We start from the raw sequence: 18,518 nt of genomic DNA, 5'->3' as shown, positions 1-18,518 counted from the left end.
GGTTCATCCGTTCTGGGTTGCTTCCCCCAACACGTCAGGAATGCTCTGCTTGACGTAACGACCAGGAGCGGGCTCCAGCAGCGGAAGTTCGCCATCCCCTGGCTGACGGGCATCAACCATCTTGTCTGCATCGACATAGCCGTTGCCGGTCATCCATTCCTGCCAGTGTGGCCACCAGGACCCTTCATGGGCTTCGGCTCCAGCCACCCATGCCTCGTGGCTCTCCGGCAGCTCATCGTTGGTCCAGTAGCCATACTTGTTCTTGTGCGGAGGATTGACGATTCCGGCAATGTGACCGGATCCTCCGAGCACGAACGTGACCGGCCCCTTGGGCAACAATGCACCGTAGTAACTGCTGTTCCACTTGGCAATATGGTCTTCCCGGGTCGCAACGAAATAGCTTGGGGTAGAGACCTTGCGCAGATCGATCTTGACCCCATCAAGCTCCACACCACCCGGTTCCACCAGGCGATTTTCCTGGTACAAGTGACGCAGGTACCAACCGTGAGTGCCTGCCGGCAGGTTGGTGCCATCGGTATTCCAGTACAGCAGGTCGAAGGCTGCCGGCTCTTCCCCCTTGAGGTAGTTGCTGACATAGAATGACCAGAACAGATCATTCTCGCGCAACAGGTTGAAGGAATAGGCCATCACCCGGCCATCCAGGTAGCCATCCCTCTCCAGCTTGGTCTCGATGCCCTGCAATACAGGCTCACTGAGAAAGACACCGATCTCGCCCGGATCACGAAAATCCTGCAGCGTCGCCATATAGGTCACAGACTTGACCTTGCGGCCACGACGAGTACTGGTGAGATAGGCCATAGTAGAAGCTGCCAGGGTTCCACCAATGCAGTAGGACAGGAAATTAGCCGACTTCTCACCTGTCGCCTGTTCAATGCCTTCAAGTGCCGCAATGGGGCCAAGCTGCATGTAGTCTGCCCAGGTCAGGTCACTCTGGGGAGGCCCCGGATTGCGCCAGGAAATCAGGAATACGGTATGTCCCTGGTCAACCAGCCACTTGACCATGGAATTCTCTGGGCGCAGATCCAGCACATAGTACTTGTTGATCCACGGCGGGATGATCAGCAATGGCGTCTTGAAGACCTTCTCGGTACTCGGCGTGTACTGGATCAGCTGAATCAATTCATTTTCCATCACCACCGCACCAGGGCTGATGGCGATATTCCCGCCGACTTCGAAGGCCTTGCGGTCAGTCATGGTAACGTTGAGACCTTCTGCGGAGTTGGCCAGGTCTTCCCGCAGGCGGGCTAGACCATCGACCAGGTTCTGGCCTCGTGTCTCCAGCGTCTTGCGCATGACTTCCGGGTTGGTGGAAACGAAGTTGGTGGGCGACATGGCATTGACCATCTGCCGCACATAGAACGACAGATTGCGCTTGTCGCCCGAGGTCATGCCTTCCAGGCGTCCGACCAGCCTTTCCACTGTCTCGGAGAACAGCAGATACTGCTGCATGATGGCGTTGTAGGCAGGCTCTGTCGTCCAGGCCTCATCCTTGAAACGGCGGTCTCCCTTCGGCGGCTGTGCCAGGGGTACCCCTGCGCTTTCCCCATTGGCCACCTGCATGGATTGCTGCCACAGTGCCAACTGGTCCTGCAGTAGCTTGGTTTGTGTTTCCCATAGCAGAGTCGGATTGTTCATCAGCGACTCTGCCCCCGCCTGAAAGCTGTTGCGGATATCTTCCAGCACGGCATCAGCTGCTTCACTGGGAATCATGCGGCCCAGCATGTCTTCCATCAGTGCCTGATACTGCTCACCAAAGGCAGATAACTGGTCGCTCCACTCCTGAGCTGCATCCTGTGACATCTTCGGGTCACCAGACAACATTGCCACCTCCTGCACACACGAAAGCTGGGTTCTTGTTGATTGAATTCTGCGCGACGCAACCTCCTTGTCGCATCGGTTCTGCCTGCAAGTCAGAAATCGTGCTCAGGAAGATGTCTTGCGGCGGCTGGAAGCGCGTGCCGGGCTGGATTTCGGGGCTGCCTTCTGGACGGCTTCACTGGCCTGCTCTCCCATCTGCTGGGCGACCTCGCTGGCTTGATTGCCCATCTGGGAAACCTGATCGACAAACGCCTGGCCGGACTCGGCAAGCAAGGCTTCGAGCTGAGCCTTGAACTCCAGACTCATCTCGCTCATGGTGCGTGCATCTTCCAACATCTGCGAAGACAGCTCATTGAGCATCTCAGCCTGACGGGTAGTGAAGTCGTGCAACCCTTCAGTATCGGCAATTTCTGTCGCATCACGCATGCGCTCGGTGCCCATCTGGCTATAGCGCTTCATTGACTCCATCTGGTGCTGCGACAGCTTTTCCATATTGTCGAGCATCAGGGAGTTGAGCTTGCGCATCGGCTCGAAGAACTGACGGGTCTGCTCGTTGAAGTTTTCGAATACCTTGTCTTGCATGGCCTTATCCTCCTGATATCAAGTGGTAATGGCCTGTGGGATTGCAATCGGTCAAGTCGTGAGCCATCAGAAAAATGGTCGTGCTGCATCGCAGCAAACTTCAGTCTGGCATACCCGCAATGACAATTCCATGACAGGAGCCAAATCCCGGGTTCTTCCTTGGCAGCCTCCATATCATTGCCAGTTTGCGTATCAGGATTTACTGCTCCCGCTACGTGTTGAGCTGCTGCGCTTGGTGCGAGAACTGGCCGAGGCCGAGGATCGGCTCGCCGATGCTGCCTTGGCGGCACTGTCGTCTGTGGCAGTATCATCTTCATGGTTTTCGTGACTGCTCGCACGGGCACGGCTAGCTGCCTGGGTGAGCATATCGAGCATCATTTTCTGATAGTTGCCAAAGCTGGCCAGCCCTTGGGAAAGCCCTTGCTGCAACGCGGGCTGCTGGAGAAAAGGCTGCATCAGGCTCATTGGATCATAGCCTTCCACTCCGGATTCCATCTGGCGTTGAATCCGGTCAAGCAGATCTTGCTGGAATGCCTCGATATTGGGCAGGCCCAGTGCCTGGCGAAACTCCTCGGGGGTGAGGTCGAACTCGACATTGATCTTCATGGCGGCCTCTTCATCTACCTATTAGTACCGGTAGTACCAGTCACCTGGACCTGTATTCCGGTACCCTGAGTGTAGCAGTCGATTGCAGCCAGTCTGGCAAGACTGGCTGCGTACCTGGAATGACTTCTCCAGAATGACCTAGCGCAGGCGCGGAGTCGACACTTCTACATCCAGATTCTGTGCTCTATGGCGCAGCAGATGATCCATCAGGGTCAACGCCATCATTGCTTCGGCGATGGGAGTGGCACGAATGCCAACGCAGGGATCATGGCGACCTTTGGTGACCACTTCCACGGGGTTTCCATGCACGTCGATGGAACGTCCGGGAATGGTGATGCTGGAAGTCGGCTTGAGCGCCAGATGAGCGATAAGCGTCTGGCCACTGGAAATTCCCCCCAGCACACCGCCAGCATGATTGGACAGGAAGCCTTCAGGGGTCATTTCATCACGATGCTCACTGCCTCGTTGAGTCACGACACCAAAGCCATCGCCGAACTCGACGCCTTTCACTGCATTGATGCTCATCAGCCCATGGGCCAGCTCAGCATCCAGGCGATCAAAGATCGGCTCACCCAGTCCAGGCGGTAGGCCCTCGGCCACGACAGTCACACGAGCCCCTACCGAGTCCTGGTCACGTCGCAGTTGATCCATATAGGCCTCGAGTTCCGGCAGCTTGTCAGGATCAGGGCAGAAGAAGGGATTGCTATCCACCGCCTCCCAGTCACGCAACTCGATGGCAATGTCCCCAAGCTGGCTCATGTAACCACGCACCTGGATGCCCTGGGCAGCCAGGTATTTCTTGGCGATGGCTCCGGCTGCCACACGCATGGCAGTCTCCCGGGCACTCGAACGCCCTCCGCCTCGATAATCACGAACGCCGTACTTGTGGTGATAGGTGTAGTCCGCATGCGCCGGCCGGAACTGGTCCTTGATCTTGCCGTAATCCTTGGAACGTTGATCGGTATTCTCGATCAGCAGACCAATCGGAGTGCCGGTGGTGACACCTTCGAACACACCAGACAGAATCCTTACCTGATCCGGTTCGCGACGCTGGGTAGTATGCCGGGATGTCCCCGGACGGCGGCGATCCAGATCATGCTGCAGGTCTTCCTCGCACAGAGGCATACCCGGAGGACAACCATCGACGATGGCCCCCAATGCAGGGCCATGGCTTTCGCCGAAGGTGGTTACAGTGAACAGCTTGCCGAAAGTATTGCCAGACATGGGCGTTCCTCAGTCGTTCGGCCTGAATTTCTCATCAACAGGTTTCAGGGAGCCATTTCAGGAGGCAAAGGACGCCGCATGGGCGTCGAGTTCATCAGCGGCAAGGGCAAACACTCCTTGGCCGCCACGCTCGAATTCGAGCCACAGGAAAGGCACTTCAGGAAAGGCCTTTTCCAGGTGGTGGTCAGAATTGCCCACCTCGACGATAAGCACACCGCGATCCGTAAGGTGCTCGCGAGCCTCGCGCAGGATGCGACGCACAATATCCAGGCCATCATCCCCCGCTCCCAGCGCCAGCCCTGGTTCATGACGGAATTCTGCTGGCATGTTGGCCAGGTCACGCGCATCGACATACGGGGGGTTGGATACGATCAGGTCATAACGCTGCCCTTGCAGGCCATCGAAGACATCGCTATGCACCGCACGCACCCGGCGTCCTACATCATGGCGGGAGATATTGGCCCGGGCCACTGCCAGCGCATCCTGGCTGATATCCGCCAGGTCCACTTCAGCCGTTGCCAGGTAATGGGCCGCAGCGATACCGATGCAGCCAGAGCCCGTGCACAAATCCAGGATGCGTGCCGGCGGCTCCTCGGGAAACCAGGCCTGGAAGCCATCTTCGATCAGTTCAGCAATGGGCGAGCGCGGAATCAGCACGCGTTCATCCACCACAAAGCTCAGGCCAGCAAAGAATGCCTCGCCCAGCAGGTAGGGTAACGGTCGGCGGTCGCTGATACGTGCGCGAACCAGGGATACGATACGCTCCCGCTCCATCGGCAGCAGACGCGCCTCCTGCACGCTGGGATCCACGTCCCAAGGCAAGTGCAGGGCACCGAGTATCAAGGCGACAGCTTCGTCCCAGGCTGAGTCCGTACCATGGCTATATGTCAGGCCGGCCAGGTGGAATTCACTGGTGGCCCAGCGTAAACAATCGCGCAAAGTGATCAGGCCTTCGGCCAGGGCTTTGTCATCGAGCACCAGCGTAGAGGCATTGGAAGCGGTATCGGCCAAGGGGCAATCCTGTCGATAGGGTTAACGATAAGCGATCAGCTAGCCCGACCGCGTTCGAGATTGTAGCGAAAACCCCGCACGATTGCTGTTCTCACACGGCAATCTGTACGAACGAGGCGTCACAAAGAAGCGGTTATCGCCGCCACCTTGGCACGTTATACTGTGCAGCCCTGCCAAAACCCAGTTCTGTATTGCCCATGAGTCGACACCAGCCTCCGCCCGATGATGAAATCAATGCCTTTCGTCAGGCCCTGAAACAGGCTGGCGTACGACGCATCAAGACCAACCAGGCTGATCCTGGCAAACGACGCCGCGCCGACAATGATGAGCTGGATCCCGCAGCAGCCGCACGTCGTGCGGCTGCTCTCAGTGCTGACAACAGCGTCACAGGTCGCACTTCCGATGGTCGTGTTGAAGCCGTGCGCCCATCGGAATATCTCGACTTCGCCCTGCCCGACCTGCCTTATCGCACCCGTAGTCAGCTCAAGCGCGGTGAAATTTCCTGGGAAGCAGGCCTCGACCTGCATGGCTATAACCTGGAGGAGGCGCGCATCGAGCTCGAAAGTTTCCTGCGTGATAGCTATGCATCAGGTCAGCGCTGTGCTGGTTAGTACATGATGCTGAAGGCCTCATCAGGCCCGCGACCTGGCACACTTCTATCAACCGTCCGTATAGCGCTCCAGGCGATCCAACGCCTGGCTGGTCAAGTGGCGTCCCAGGCGAATCAGGTCATGGGCACGATGGAATTCAAAGGATCCACATACTGACTTGGGTATCTCCACCAGAATATCCGGTGGACACCCAGCGATCTTGTAGCGTGCCAGCGCAGCCTGGGTGACATCGAAAGACATCAGAATCATCGCCAACCGACTCCACTCCTTCTTGCCCAGCGCCGCTACGCCACGTTCGGCACGATCTGCCTCTGCGGCGCGACGCACCGAGGCCAATAGCCGATGGGTGGCCTCTTCTTTTTCATCATCGTTTAGCTCATGAACCTCGGCATCATCACTCTCCTCCTTCAGAGGGGTCTGCCGCCCACTTCGACGAAGCTCTCCAAGAAACAGGCGCTTTGCACTGGACTTTGCAAACGGCCTTGAATGGGATTTTGAGCTGGATTCAGCCTCGGCATTCTCTTCGGGCAGCAAATCCCGGAGCGTCACATTCGCTGCATTGATGGCTGTCGCATTGACGGCCATCATCAGATCGGCGTCTTCAGATACCGTGGACAGGATCGGCAAGGGATTGAGCAATCCTCCGTCCACCAGAAAACGAGCCTCATCTTCTACCGGCGTGAACACCCCGGGGATGGCAATGGATGCTCGGATAGCCTTGAGCAGAGGACCACGCTGAAACCACACCTCTCGCTGGCGCACCAGGTCAGTGGCAACAGCAGTGAAAGGGATAGGCAGGTCCTCGATCTGGATATCGCCGATGAATGACTCGATCTTGCCCATGACCTTCTTGCCATGCATGGCTCCCATGGAACCGAAGGTCACATCCAGCAGGCGCAGCACGCCGAAGGTACTCAGTTCCTCCGACCATTGGCGATAGGCCTCAAGCTGTCCGGCGGCATAGATCCCTCCGATCAGCGCGCCCATCGAACAGCCGGCGATCGCGGTGATCTCATAGCCCCGTGCCAGCAGTTCCTCGATCACGCCTATGTGGGCATAGCCACGTGCGCCACCACTCCCCAGGGTCAGAGCAATACGCTTGCCAGAAACCGAAGAAGGATAGCTCTGCCGATGTACCTGGATCATTCCATCCTCCTTGATCGCAATCAGACCTGCTTACCAGGCTAGTCCAATCATTCTCTCAGCCTCCCGTGACTTCCGCCAGGCGCCGCTCAAGGAAACGTCGCTCTGGCTCCTGAGTCACCAGGCTCAGAGCTTGACGATATTGTTCAGCGGCTTCAGACAAGCGACCGAGACGACGCAACAGGTCAGCACGGGTGGCCGGCAGCAGGTGATAGTCTGTCAAATGAACCTGATCGAGCAGATCCAGCCCCTGCTCCAGGCCATCGGCCATGGCCACTGCCACAGCACGATTGAGTGCCACAACGGGACTCGGCTGCATGCGATAGAGCAGGCTATAGAGCGCTGCAATACGTCGCCAATCCGTTTCCTCCGCCGTTGCCGCCCTGGCATGATGAGAGACGATGGCCGCTTGCAATGTATAGGGCCCCAGAGCGGTACTATGCATTGCCAAACCGATCTGGGCCATGCCCTCCTCGATTGCCTCGCTATCCCAGCGTGACCGGTCCTGATCCTCCAGCAGCACCAGATCCCCCGCCTCGTCAGTACGAGTATCTCGCCGAGAGTGGTGCAGCAGCATCAAGGCCAGCAGGCCACGCGGCTCGCTTTCTGCCGGCAACCACCCTACCAGTTGGCGCCCCAGCTCTATCGCTTGCTGACACAGATCATTCCGCACCACGCGCTCTCCCTGGCTCGCGGCGTAACCTTCGTTGAAGATCAGGTAGATGACAGCCAGTACAGCGTCCAGGCGCTCGCTCAGGGCATCACCATCGGGTACGTCAAACGGAATGCCGGCATCGCGAATCTTGGCCTTGGCTCGCACCAGACGCTGGGCCAGTGTCGGCACTGGCACCATGAAAGCCCGAGCTATTTCCTCGGTGGTCAACCCGGCGAGTGTGCGCAGCGTCAAGGCAACCTGTGCCGGTCGCCCCAGAGCCGGATGGCAGCAGGTGAACATCAGCCGCAGGCTGTCCAGAGGTTCCGGCTCATCAGGGTCATCTGCGAGCAGTAGTTCGACATGACTGGCCAGTTCATTCGACTTGCGCTCGCGCATCTGGCGGTGACGCAACTGGTCCAGCGCCTTATGCCGCGCCGTGGCCGACAGCCAGGATATTGGCGTTGTTGGAACTCCTTCCTTGGGCCACTGGACCATTGCCGCCTCGAAGGCAGCCTGCAGCGCATCCTCGGCCAGGGAGAAATCACCAAAGCGACGAATCAGCCCGGCCAGCAGATGCCCGTACTCACGCCGGTAGAGAGTGTCAAGGTTCACAGCCGATACGCCGGATCCACCGGCCGCACTTCCACCGAACCTCCAACGCGCAGCGGCGGGATACGCCGAGCCAGGGCCAGTGCCTCGTCAAGATCACGGCATTCCACCACATGAAAGCCACCCAATTGCTCTCGGCTTTCGATAAAGGGCCCATCCACCATCGTCAGTTCTCCATTATTCTGACGCAGCGTCGTCGCGCTGACCGTCGACTGTAAACGAGCACCGCCGCGATACGTCCCGCTGGTCACCATATCCTGGATCAGGACATTGTAATCCTCCATGACCCCAGCCCGCTCAGCCTCTGGCAATGCCTCCCAAAGCGATTCTTCGATACAGCACATCAGCATGTATTGCATGATCTTCCCTCCTCGCTATTCGAAAAGTAGCTGGCCCAGCTTGGCTGTGCCTCACTGTTATCTCGAATGAAGGTCTGGAGAATCGACATCCGGGTCGAGCTGCATCGACCGGGCTGCCAGTGCATCAGCCATGAAAGTCATGAAGGCACGGATACGTGCCACTCGGCGCAAGTCAGGATGCGTCAGTAGCCACAGATCGGTTGCAAGCTCATGGATAGGCTCGCCAAGCCGGCACAGGGATGGTTCGGCATCTGCCAGGTAGCATGGCAATACCGCCTCTCGCCTTCACCCACAATGGCCGTGGCGGCGACATGGCGACCTTGCTGTGGCCTCTGCATTGCTCATTGTATTACCTAGGTATGACGGTGCTATCGCCGCACGTGATCTACGGTATACAGGGCAGTGGTGTCAGCTATCAGGACGAGAGTGAATTTCGCGTCCGTCTGGAAGACGAGAAGGCAGGCTGGATACGCCGCCTGCAACGGCTCGACAGCGATGCTCCCATCCCTTTCAGTGGTTGGAACGACTGGGATGAAAATGGTGTGCTCAATGCGGATCATCCATTGGCCTGGCGCCCCTGAGCCAAGGAATCTGCGCTTCCAGAAGGCGCTATCGCGCAATATTGCCTAGTCATGTTTCAAGCGTTGTCGAATCTGCACGCTTTCATTCGACTACATGACGTCATCCATCAAGATGTCCTTCACCCAATGTCATTTACCCCCAGGAGAAAGACTCATGTTGCTCAATGCCTACCTGACCTTCGATGGCAACTGTCGCGAAGCCTTCGAGTTCTACCAGCGCACCCTTGGTGGCGAGATCGTTGCCATGTTCACCTATGCCGAGGCCCCCGACGATGAACAGATATCCGTCACGTCCCGGGAAATGATCATGCATGCCCGCCTGGTGGTCGACGGCCATGTGCTGATGGGATCGGATGTCTCGCCCGATTGTCCTGCGCCCTTCGAAGGCATCAAAGGCATCAGCCTGACCCTGGGCGTCGATACTCCCGAAGAGGCCGAGCGCCTGTTCCAGGCGTTATCCGACAACGCCACCATACAGATGCCGATGGAAGAAACCTTCTGGGCCAAGCGCTTCGGCATGCTGACGGACCGTTTTGGCGTTGCCTGGATGGTCAACTGCGAGAAAGAGGCTTAGGGCCTGGTTGAAAAGTGCCTACGCTCGTCGACTTTCAAGACAAGGCCTAGCCTCATGTATCCAGCGCCTGGTGTTCCAGGCGCGGAAAGCCACGCCGATTGCTGCGGCCTGTCACCAGTTCAGGCAAATCTTGCCGAAGTGCTTGCCAGATTCTTGGTGACGAAAGGCTGCAGCAATGTCTTCCAGAGCAAAACTGCTATCGATGAGCGGTTTCATGCCACAGGCTTCGATGGCCTGGATCATTTCCATCTGTTGACGCCGGCTGCCAACGATCAACCCCTGCAAACGCGCCTGCTTGGCCATCAGCTTGGCGGTAGGAATGTCTCCTTGGCGTCCTGTCAGTACACCTATCAGTGAAATATGCCCACCAATGCGCACTGCCTCGATCGACTGCGGCAAGGTTCCAGGGCCGCCCACCTCGACCACATGATCGACACCGACGCCCGCAGTGATTTCCTTTACCTTGCGCCCCCACTCGGGCTCCTGACGATAATGAATCACATGCTCGGCCCCCATGGCCTTGAGCCGCTCCAGTTTTTCCTCCGATGAAGACGTAGCGATCACACGCGCTCCCATCATCCTTGCGAATTGCAGAGCAAAGATCGAGACACCTCCCGTTCCCAGCACCAGCACCGTGTCGCCGGCCTTGAGCCCGCCATCAGCAACCAGCGCTCGCCATGCGGTAAGACCTGCCGTGGTCAGCGTGGCAGATTCCTCATGGGAATAGCCCTTGGGCTGATGCGTGAACCAGGTCGCCGGGCGTACCACGCTCTCCAGGGCATAGCCATCGACACCATCCCCCGGGGTGGTGGAAAAATCGCCGACGCGCGCAGGTCCTTCCAACCATGTTGGAAAGAATGTCGACACCACGGCATCGCCTACCGAGAAATCCGTCACACCGTCACCTACGGCCTCGACGACCCCGGCTCCATCCGCCATGGGAATACGACCATCCGCAGTGGGAATGGCACCAATAGCAACGCCGTAATCATGGAAATTGAGCGAACTGGCATGCAGGCGTACACGAATCTCGTCAGGCCCCGGTTCTCCCGGAGCCTCACGCTTTTCCACCACCAGATTATCGAGCCCACCTGGGGCCTTGAGGGTCACGACTTTCATTCTTCGTTTCTCCCTGAATGCATATGTCATTCACTGACTGGGCCATACTCCACTGGCAACCAACGATAGCCCTCGCCATCACGTACCACATGGCCGATGCCGGGGAACGGCATATGCGCCCCGGCCACCCAATGCTGATCTTCCGCAGCGGCTGACAATACTGCCTGACGGGCGGCAATCGCCTGCTGCTGGTCGCTGTCGAATTCGATGGCCACGCCAGGGTCAGCAAACTGCACCCCGTAACTGTGGACCACATCACCCCATACCAGCATGTCATCATCTTCGCTCTGGAACAGGAAGCTGGTGTGGCCAGGAGTATGTCCAGAAGTATCCTGAGCCGACACACCGTCCATCAGCTCATCTCCCGGTTGGAAGGTCTCAAGCCGCCCTGCCTGCTGATAGGGAGCGACAGCATTGCGTGCCATCTCGAAGAAGCCTTTGGCATCTTCAGGGGCAGCCGCCGCCTGTTCCTCACTCAACCAGTAATCTGCATCCGCCTGGCTGACACGTAATTCAGCATTGGGATAGATGGCATTGCCTTCACTGTCTGTCAGGCCACAGACATGATCCGGATGCAGGTGCGTCATCAATATGGTATCGACATCTTCAGGCGTGTATCCGGAAGCTCGCAGATTGTCGGGCACATGCCCCAGGGTCGGCCCAAAGCACGCCGAAGACCCGGCATCCACCAGCACCAGGTGCTCTCCGGTGTGTACCAGGAAAGCATTGACCGCCGTCTGCACACCGTTCTCGCTATCGATGAACAGGCTATCCAGACGCTCACGAATCTGCTGTTGATCGAGGCCGGACAGCAGTGCGGTATCAATACCGACATAGCCGTCGTATAGCGCCGTGACCTCATCTCCACCGACCATCATGCGAAACCAGCCCGCGACCTGATCATGACGCTGCTCGGGGGGTGCCGCACTGGCGACGGAGGCCGCCATCATTGACGATGTCATACAGCCGGCGCCTATCGCCAGCCACAAGGAACGACAAGGCCTGTCCATCAGAAGCTTGGTCATTGGAGGATCCCGTCCAGAGAAATCAGTGTCAGCGAGAGAAGTGACATCGAGAGAAACAGATCACGCCATTTATTCAGCATTTCCTTTATTCGCCTGCGAAGGGATAGCACAGTTTTCCTGTTCTTGCCTGTCCTCCCTCCTATCCAGGCAAGCTGCACAGGAATGGCAGATGAAACGGGCGAGATGAAACGGGCGAGATAGAACGGAGGCTCCTCGCCACGATGTTATCTATTGCAGCTCTCTCGACAGTACCCAATTCTCTCGACCTTTCCCCAAGATTAAGTCGCCTCAAGGCCTGCTACCCATCACCTATCAGGAAAACTGGCCAAGAGACCAGTACACTCGTCGCTTGAGCAATTAGAGAACATCACATGGATATTCCTCACCAGCGGCTGGTCTACTTCCAGGTGACAATCGAGGCGGGTTCTGTGCGTCAGGCCGCAGCACGCCTGGATATAGCCCCTTCTGCTGTCAGTCGCCAGCTCACGTTGATCGAGACAGCTCTCGGCGCTCCATTACTGGAGCGCTCACGCAATGGCGTGGTACCGACAGCAGTGGGAGAAATGCTGCTGGCTTACTGCCGCAAGCGCTCAGCCCTTGATGATGCCTTCAGTGAAGAACTCGATGCCTACCAACGCTTGGAAACCGGCCACCTGTCACTGACCGTCGGCGAAGGCTTCGTCGGCGACTTGATCGATACGCCGCTACGTACCTTTACCGAGAGTTATCGCGGCGTACGCCTCGATGTGAATACGGGAAGCACCAGTGAAATCATTGATGCCGTCGTCGAGGACGAAGCCCATATCGGATTGATGTACCACGAGCGAGTCCATCCTAAACTGCGCTTCTGGCACTCCAGCCGCCAGCCACTGGTCGCCCTGATGTCTCCGACACACCGCCTGGCCAGGGAACAGGATGCCTTGCCCCTGGCGGTACTCAGCGAACACCCGCTGGCGCTATGGCGTACCGGGCATGGGGTTCGCCAACTGGTCGAGGAGGGCTTCCGGGAAGCAGGTCTTCGCCACCAGGTCAGCATGCAGACCAACTCACTTTCCGTGCTCAAGCATGCCGCCCGTTCCGAACTGACCTTGACGCTACTGCCCGCGTTCGCAGCAGCCAGGGAGCTGGAGGACGGCTTGCTCGTTGCCCGTAGCGTGGACTGTGAACGTTTTCTTCAGGCTCATGCTCATATCGTCACACGAGTCGGTCGGCGCATGCCCAGAGCAGGACTGCAATTGTTGCGTCATCTGGAACGCTGGATGCGCGCCTTCAACTCACGAACTGAAGCAGGCATCAACGCCACACACTCCTGATCCGCTCAAGACCTGCAGCCAGGTCAACCGAACCTGGCTACAGGATCACTCATCAGCCTACGCCGTTGCCATAACCCATGGCCACGCTGGCGGATGTCGCCGTTTCCACCCAGACACTCTGGGCGACCGTGTATTCCTTGAGTCCCTCGATACCGCTGGAGCGGCCGAACCCACTTTCGCCAAAGCCACCAAACGGTGACATGACATTGATCGCCTTGTAACTGTTGATCCATACCGTACCGGCACGCAGACGAGCAGCCACCCGGTGGGCGCGAGCTGGATCCTGAGTCCACACAGCACCGGCCAGACCAAAGCGCGTAGCATTCGCCATGCGTACTGCCTCGTCCTCGCTATCGAATGGCATGACCACCACCACTGGACCAAAGACTTCTTCCTGAGCGATGGCCATGTCCTGCGTGACATCGACAAGCACGGTCGGGGCCAGATAATAGCCAGTGGCCTCTGGCGGCAGGGTCTCCGGGCGCTTCCCGCCACACAGTACTCGTGCGCCCTGCTGCTGCGCCGTCTCCAGCATTGAGCTGATGTGCTGATATTGCCTGGCGTTCTGTACTGGCCCCATCAGGGTGGCATCATCATCAGGTAGCCCGACCGTTATCTCACTAGCCGCGCGTGCCAGACGCTCACAGACCTCCTCGAGGATTTCCCGCTGTACCAGCAACCGGGAACCAGACACACTCTGGCAGCGGCTGGCAGCCTGGCCACGCGTCGTCGAGCCCCAGCCTGCCCAGCTCCAGATACGCCGACCGCTTTCTGGCGAACCGACGAAGACCAGCTTGCTGATGCCGGGATTACCGGTCAACGCGGCCCCCGTGGTTGGTCCTACACCATTGACGATATTGATCAGCCCCCTGGGCAGCCCACTGCGCTCCAGCAGCATGGCAATCACCACCGACGAGAAAGGGGTCATCTCCGAGGGCTTGAGCACCACACCATTGCCTGCTGCAATGGCTGGAGCCAGCTGCCAGCCGCAGGTGAACATCGGTGCATTCCAAGGGGTGATCTGGCCGACAACGCCATAAGGTACAGGGCGTACATAATTGAGATGAGACGTAGGTACCGGAATCACTTCACCGTGCTGCTTGTCACACCAGCCGGCATAGTATTCAAACATCTCACGGACCTTGTTGACCTCACCGCGACAGTCACGAATGGGTTTGCCCGCCACGACACTCTCCAGCCGTGCCAGCGTCTCTTCATAGCCGTGTAACGCCCCAGCCGCAGCCGTCATACGCCGTCCACGCTCACTGGCCGTCAGCGCCATCCACTCCTGCTGGGCACGGGTTGCAGCTTCCACAGCATGCTCGACCACAGTTCTCCCCGCATCACGATATGCAACAAGGGGCAGCCCTGTCACAGGATCAAGCAGCTCAATGACCTCTCCCTGCCCGGCCACCAGTTTCCCGTTGACCCAGTTGGTCAGCGGCGTCTCCGCCTGCATTTCCAGTGCGGCCAGCAGTTCGGAGACTCTCGCTATTGCCTTGCTGTTGAGAGCATTGCTGTTGAGAGCATTGCTGTTGCGAACATGGCTGGGAGAGATCATTGCACGTCCTCCTGGCTGGATGATGTATCACTTCCCTGGGCAAGGCGCAGAATCGCATCGGTGACATGGTTGAAATCCGCACTGTCGGGCAAGTCGTCGAGCCCGGCGTGCCAGCGCTCCACCACCTGGCTCAGCAGATCCAGCGACAGCCCCTGACCAATGGCGGCATCGCGCGCCAGACGCAGGTCCTTGCGCATCAGCCCCGTGGTGAAACCGGAGTCAAAGGTGTCGGAAATAATCCATTTGGGGAAGTTGACTTCGCTGACAGCGCTGCGCCCAGAGCCACTGTTCAGCCCCGCCAGGCAAGCTTCGGGTTCCACGCCGGCCCGTTGTGCCAGCGCGACAGCCTCGGCCGTTGTCAGCAGATGTGCTGCGCACAGGTAATTGTTGGCCAGCTTGACCACATGCCCGCTTCCCGCGGCGCCCACATGGGTGTAGCGCGACGACATTGCCTTGAGCATGGGCTCGACACGTTCGATGGTCGCCTCCCCGCCACCCAGCAGCATGCCGAGAGTTCCCGCAGCGGCCCCTGCTGGCCCACCGCTGACCGGGGCATCAAGCCACTCCAGGCCCGCCTCGACGACCTTCCCTGCCAACTCCCGGGTGACCACCGGATCACTGGTCGAGGTATCGACAATCACACTGCCCGCAGGCGCCTGCCGCAGTATTCCGGGAGAGGACTCGATCACCTCCCTGACATGTGCCGACGTAGGTAATGACAGCAGGTAGACGTCGGCTGATGGCAACGCGTCCTCCGGGCTGAACACCGAGAGCCCACGTGATGCCATGCCGTTGCGCGCATTCTCCGTGACATCCGTCCCTAGGACCTCGAATCCGGCGGCATGCAGGGTCAGGGCCATGTTGCCGCCCATATGACCTAAACCTATTACGACGATCTTCATGATAACTCCTGGCTTGTGCTTATCTGGTTTGTGCTTGTCTGGTTTGTGCTTGTCTGATGCGAGCCGCCAGCGCCAGAATTCAGGCAAAGGGACCCCGGGCCATGCCACGATGGCATGGCAAGACCATGTCGTATGGGAAATGCTGAATAAGTTGCTGCGCTTCCTTGGGGAAAGGAAGGTCCGCCTGGTCAGGCCTGGCTGAGCAGTGTTCTCACCAGAGCGCTCCAGTACGTCACGCCAATCGGCGCCAGCTCATCATTGAAATCGTAATTCGGGTTATGCAGGGCCGCACTGTCCTTGCCATTACCCAGCCAAATGTAGGCACCGGGGCGCTGCTGCAGCATGAAGGCGAAGTCTTCCGATGCCATCGAAGGCGGCAGGTCTCGGTGTACCTGGCGGATATTCGGCATCGCTTCCAGCACTTCTGCACAGCGGTTGGCATGAGCAGGCGTATTGAAGGTGGCTGGATAGCGCGACTGGTAGTCAACACTGGCCTCCAGGCCATGGAAGGCCGCCATCGCCGCAATCGCCTGGCGGAAGCGCTCCTCGAGATAGTCACGCAGTTCGGCGTCGAAACAACGTACGGTGCCGCACAGCTCGACGCTTTCCGGCATGACATTATAGGCATCCCCGGCATGGAACTGGGTCACGCTCATGACGGCAGTCTGGTGAGCCGGTGTCTCGCGGCTGACGATCCCCTGCAATTGATTGACCAGCTGGCACGCCGCCAGCACCACATCCTTGCCCATATGCGGCATGGCGGCATGGCAGCCATGGCCGGTGATCTTCACCCGAAACACATCGAACGCAGCCATCACCGCGGTGTCATGCACAGCGGCCTCGCCAACCTCCAGGCCAGGCCAGTTATGCACCCCATAGACGGCTTCCATCGCAAAGCGCTCGAAGAGCCCTTCCTCGACCATGACGCGTCCACCGCCCTCATTCTCCTCCGCCGGTTGGAAAATGAAGTAAACACGGCCAGCAAAATCAGGATCCTTGGCCAGCGCACAAGCGGCTCCCAACAACATGGTGGTGTGTCCATCATGACCGCAGGCGTGCATCTTGCCCGGAATCCGGGAAGCATGAGCGAAGTCATTGGCCTCGCTCACATCCAACGCATCGATATCGGCACGCAACCCAATGGCACGGTCACTGGCATGGCGACCATCGACCCAAGCCACCACGCCGGTACCACCGCCCAGCCCAGTGACCATTTCGATCCCTTCACCACTCAGGATCTCGACGATGCGAGCACTCGTGCGATGTTCTTCAAAAGCAGTTTCCGGATGGCAATGAAAGTCACGACGCCATTCACGCAGCAGGTCCGGGGTGATCGTCGACATAGCGTTCTCTCTGTTTTACGGTCGCATCAGTTGCAGTTACATCAGTCGCAGTTGCATCAATGGCAGTCACTTCGGCTACAGCAGCGCCTGGGCCACGACAGCCGAACCGATGAAGGTACCGGTAAAGACCAGCAGCGACACGATGACCAGCTTCCAGCCGACCTGTCGGAACATGGTGAATTCCCGCGGTGACAGTGCCAGTCCGGCATAGGCAAGCACCGGAGTTACGATGGCAAGGAAGCTCACCGACTCCAATTGTTCGATGATCCAGGCATTGCCAGGGAACCAGGGCAGGGTCACGACAATGCTGACCAGCGAGACCCAGGCCACACCCGGCAGATAGAAAGGAGCAAAGCGAGTGATGACCAGCCCCAGCATGGTCATGGCATAAAGGATCACCATCCCCGGCAGCGCCATCATCAGGGAGCCGCCATTGATGGTATTGCTGATCCATCCGACCACACAGACCACCGCCATGACGATGGCGGTCTGACCGAGGTGACGCTCGGGACGCTCCTCGTCACTGACCGTGGCAGCGAAATCCTGCTCGACGGTGGCCTTGGCACCGACGGAGCGTGCTGCCCGGTGTCCTGAACACCACTTGAAGATACGTTCGGCCATCGGCAGTGCAATGAACAGCGAGATATACAGGCCCGTTGCGTAGGTCAGCAGGTTGCTTGCACCGGCGAAAGCCAACAGCTCATCACGCAGCTCCGGCAAGGCACCGGCAATGGCACCCGAACAGGCTGCCACCATACTGCCGCTACCCACTCCGCACGCCATCGCGAGGGCACGGGGGTCAAAGATATCCAATGTCGTCAGATAACCTGCCAGCAATGCAAACCAGAGTGTGCCGAACATGGTGCCCACGACGTAGACCCCCATGACACCAATACCTTCCGGCCCCTTGAGACCATATCTGTCAGAGATGATCGCAATATTGGGTTCACGGGCAATGGAGTATGTGGCGCCAATGGCTTCCCGCCCCATCTTCAACACCAGCACTGCGAATGGCATGGCCACCAGCATCGTGCCGAGGTTGCCCAGTTCCTGCAGGATCAAGGCTGGGCCGGCACTGAGAATCTGCTCGATCGCCGGTCCAATCGTGGAACCGAAACGGGCAATGAACGGCATGATCGACAGCAGAATGACAGGAGCCGCCGCTTCACTCAGCTTTACCGGCACCAGGCGAGATGTAGCCGAGAACAAGTGGGGGTTGAGCAGAAGCCCGATGATAAAGGCATAGAACAGTGGCAGTAGCAGTAACGTACCGGGCCCAAGCGGGATCTTGATGATGCCGATGGCTTCAGAGATCAAGGCGGCAACCGCCACGATGCTGTGCAAGCGCCAATCGAGGAGCATGGAGAGTTTCATGAGAGTGCCCTGTTGTTGTAATAGCGGCAACGACGGCTCTCCTTACACAAGGGCAGAGCCATATCGTCATCACGAGTATCGAAGCAG

Annotated in this window: 18 protein-coding genes and 1 pseudogene; 4 read left to right on the top strand and 15 right to left on the bottom strand. The window is 58.5% G+C overall.

Annotated features, from left to right (window positions below):
- Positions 1-3: 3 nt before the first annotated feature.
- From phaC to prmB, 5 genes are all read right to left on the bottom strand, one after another.
- Positions 4-1,842: a class I poly(R)-hydroxyalkanoic acid synthase gene (gene phaC / locus E4T21_RS05265; protein ID WP_149284033.1), complete on the bottom strand. Its 1,839-nt coding sequence runs from the start codon at positions 1,840-1,842 to the stop codon at positions 4-6.
- 102 nt (positions 1,843-1,944) lie between these two features.
- On the bottom strand, positions 1,945-2,421 hold the full coding sequence (locus E4T21_RS05260; RefSeq protein WP_149284032.1) for a phasin family protein: 477 nt from the start codon (positions 2,419-2,421) through the stop codon (positions 1,945-1,947).
- Between the two features lie 192 nt (positions 2,422-2,613).
- Positions 2,614-3,027: a hypothetical protein gene (locus tag E4T21_RS05255; RefSeq protein ID WP_149284031.1), complete on the bottom strand. Its 414-nt coding sequence runs from the start codon at positions 3,025-3,027 to the stop codon at positions 2,614-2,616.
- Positions 3,028-3,165: 138 nt separating this feature from the next.
- Positions 3,166-4,251, bottom strand: a complete 1,086-nt coding sequence (gene aroC, locus E4T21_RS05250) for a chorismate synthase (RefSeq protein ID WP_149284030.1) — start codon at positions 4,249-4,251, stop codon at positions 3,166-3,168.
- A 57-nt stretch (positions 4,252-4,308) separates the two neighbouring features.
- Positions 4,309-5,262 carry a 50S ribosomal protein L3 N(5)-glutamine methyltransferase gene (prmB, locus tag E4T21_RS05245; protein ID WP_149284029.1) on the bottom strand — a complete coding sequence of 318 codons (954 nt, stop codon included), beginning with the start codon at positions 5,260-5,262 and terminating at the stop codon, positions 4,309-4,311.
- A 197-nt stretch (positions 5,263-5,459) separates the two neighbouring features.
- Here prmB and E4T21_RS05240 point away from each other — a divergent pair.
- A pseudogene (locus tag E4T21_RS05240) lies at positions 5,460-5,864 on the top strand (Smr/MutS family protein); the annotation flags it as partial.
- 57 nt (positions 5,865-5,921) lie between these two features.
- Here E4T21_RS05240 and E4T21_RS05235 read toward each other — a convergent pair.
- Genes E4T21_RS05235 through E4T21_RS05220 form a run of 4 tightly spaced genes read right to left on the bottom strand, consistent with a single transcriptional unit; the run spans position 5,922 to position 8,909 of the window.
- Positions 5,922-7,019: a patatin-like phospholipase family protein gene (locus tag E4T21_RS05235; RefSeq protein ID WP_149284028.1), complete on the bottom strand. Its 1,098-nt coding sequence runs from the start codon at positions 7,017-7,019 to the stop codon at positions 5,922-5,924.
- A 55-nt stretch (positions 7,020-7,074) separates the two neighbouring features.
- A complete protein-coding gene (locus E4T21_RS05230; RefSeq protein ID WP_149284027.1) occupies positions 7,075-8,283 on the bottom strand; it encodes an RNA polymerase sigma factor in 1,209 nt (402 codons plus the stop codon).
- A complete protein-coding gene (locus tag E4T21_RS05225) occupies positions 8,280-8,639 on the bottom strand; it encodes a YciI family protein (RefSeq protein WP_149284026.1) in 360 nt (119 codons plus the stop codon). The genes E4T21_RS05230 and E4T21_RS05225 overlap by 4 nt, the downstream gene beginning before the upstream one ends.
- Positions 8,640-8,696: 57 nt before the next feature.
- A complete protein-coding gene (locus E4T21_RS05220) occupies positions 8,697-8,909 on the bottom strand; it encodes a hypothetical protein (RefSeq protein WP_240349299.1) in 213 nt (70 codons plus the stop codon).
- Here E4T21_RS05220 and E4T21_RS05215 point away from each other — a divergent pair.
- Together E4T21_RS05215 and E4T21_RS05210 are read left to right on the top strand one after the other, a co-directional pair.
- Entirely contained in the window at positions 8,903-9,220 is a 318-nt protein-coding gene (locus E4T21_RS05215; protein WP_187775114.1) for an NADPH-dependent FMN reductase family protein, read from the top strand. The two genes, E4T21_RS05220 and E4T21_RS05215, sit on opposite strands and share 7 nt — an antisense overlap.
- A gap of 154 nt (positions 9,221-9,374) precedes the next feature.
- Positions 9,375-9,794, top strand: a complete 420-nt coding sequence (locus tag E4T21_RS05210; protein WP_149284024.1) for a VOC family protein — start codon at positions 9,375-9,377, stop codon at positions 9,792-9,794.
- 111 nt (positions 9,795-9,905) lie between these two features.
- On the opposite strand, the gene E4T21_RS05205 is transcribed toward E4T21_RS05210, so the two are convergent.
- Both E4T21_RS05205 and E4T21_RS05200 read right to left on the bottom strand, forming a co-directional pair.
- Positions 9,906-10,913 carry a zinc-dependent alcohol dehydrogenase family protein gene (locus tag E4T21_RS05205; RefSeq protein ID WP_149284023.1) on the bottom strand — a complete coding sequence of 336 codons (1,008 nt, stop codon included), beginning with the start codon at positions 10,911-10,913 and terminating at the stop codon, positions 9,906-9,908.
- A gap of 26 nt (positions 10,914-10,939) precedes the next feature.
- Entirely contained in the window at positions 10,940-11,938 is a 999-nt protein-coding gene (locus tag E4T21_RS05200) for an MBL fold metallo-hydrolase (RefSeq protein WP_240349298.1), read from the bottom strand.
- 371 nt (positions 11,939-12,309) lie between these two features.
- On the opposite strand from E4T21_RS05200, the gene E4T21_RS05195 reads away from it, so the two are divergent.
- Positions 12,310-13,251, top strand: a complete 942-nt coding sequence (locus E4T21_RS05195; RefSeq protein ID WP_149284022.1) for a LysR family transcriptional regulator — start codon at positions 12,310-12,312, stop codon at positions 13,249-13,251.
- A 52-nt stretch (positions 13,252-13,303) separates the two neighbouring features.
- On the opposite strand, the gene E4T21_RS05190 is transcribed toward E4T21_RS05195, so the two are convergent.
- The 4 genes from E4T21_RS05190 to E4T21_RS05175 form a co-directional block, all read right to left on the bottom strand.
- Positions 13,304-14,812 (bottom strand): aldehyde dehydrogenase family protein, encoded by a 1,509-nt coding sequence (locus E4T21_RS05190; RefSeq protein ID WP_205423459.1) that lies wholly within the window; start codon positions 14,810-14,812, stop codon positions 13,304-13,306.
- Positions 14,809-15,714: an NAD(P)-dependent oxidoreductase gene (locus E4T21_RS05185; RefSeq protein WP_149284020.1), complete on the bottom strand. Its 906-nt coding sequence runs from the start codon at positions 15,712-15,714 to the stop codon at positions 14,809-14,811. The genes E4T21_RS05190 and E4T21_RS05185 overlap by 4 nt, the downstream gene beginning before the upstream one ends.
- A gap of 188 nt (positions 15,715-15,902) precedes the next feature.
- Positions 15,903-17,057 (bottom strand): M20 aminoacylase family protein, encoded by a 1,155-nt coding sequence (locus E4T21_RS05180; protein WP_149284019.1) that lies wholly within the window; start codon positions 17,055-17,057, stop codon positions 15,903-15,905.
- Positions 17,058-17,132: 75 nt separating this feature from the next.
- Positions 17,133-18,431 carry a DUF3100 domain-containing protein gene (locus E4T21_RS05175; protein ID WP_149284018.1) on the bottom strand — a complete coding sequence of 433 codons (1,299 nt, stop codon included), beginning with the start codon at positions 18,429-18,431 and terminating at the stop codon, positions 17,133-17,135.
- Between the last annotated feature and the right edge of the window lie 87 nt (positions 18,432-18,518).

It is taken from the genome of Halomonas binhaiensis (assembly GCF_008329985.2).
Lineage (GTDB): Bacteria > Pseudomonadota > Gammaproteobacteria > Pseudomonadales > Halomonadaceae > Halomonas > Halomonas binhaiensis.
Note: the sequence above shows the minus strand (reverse complement) of the source record. Positions and strands in the feature narration are given on the sequence as shown.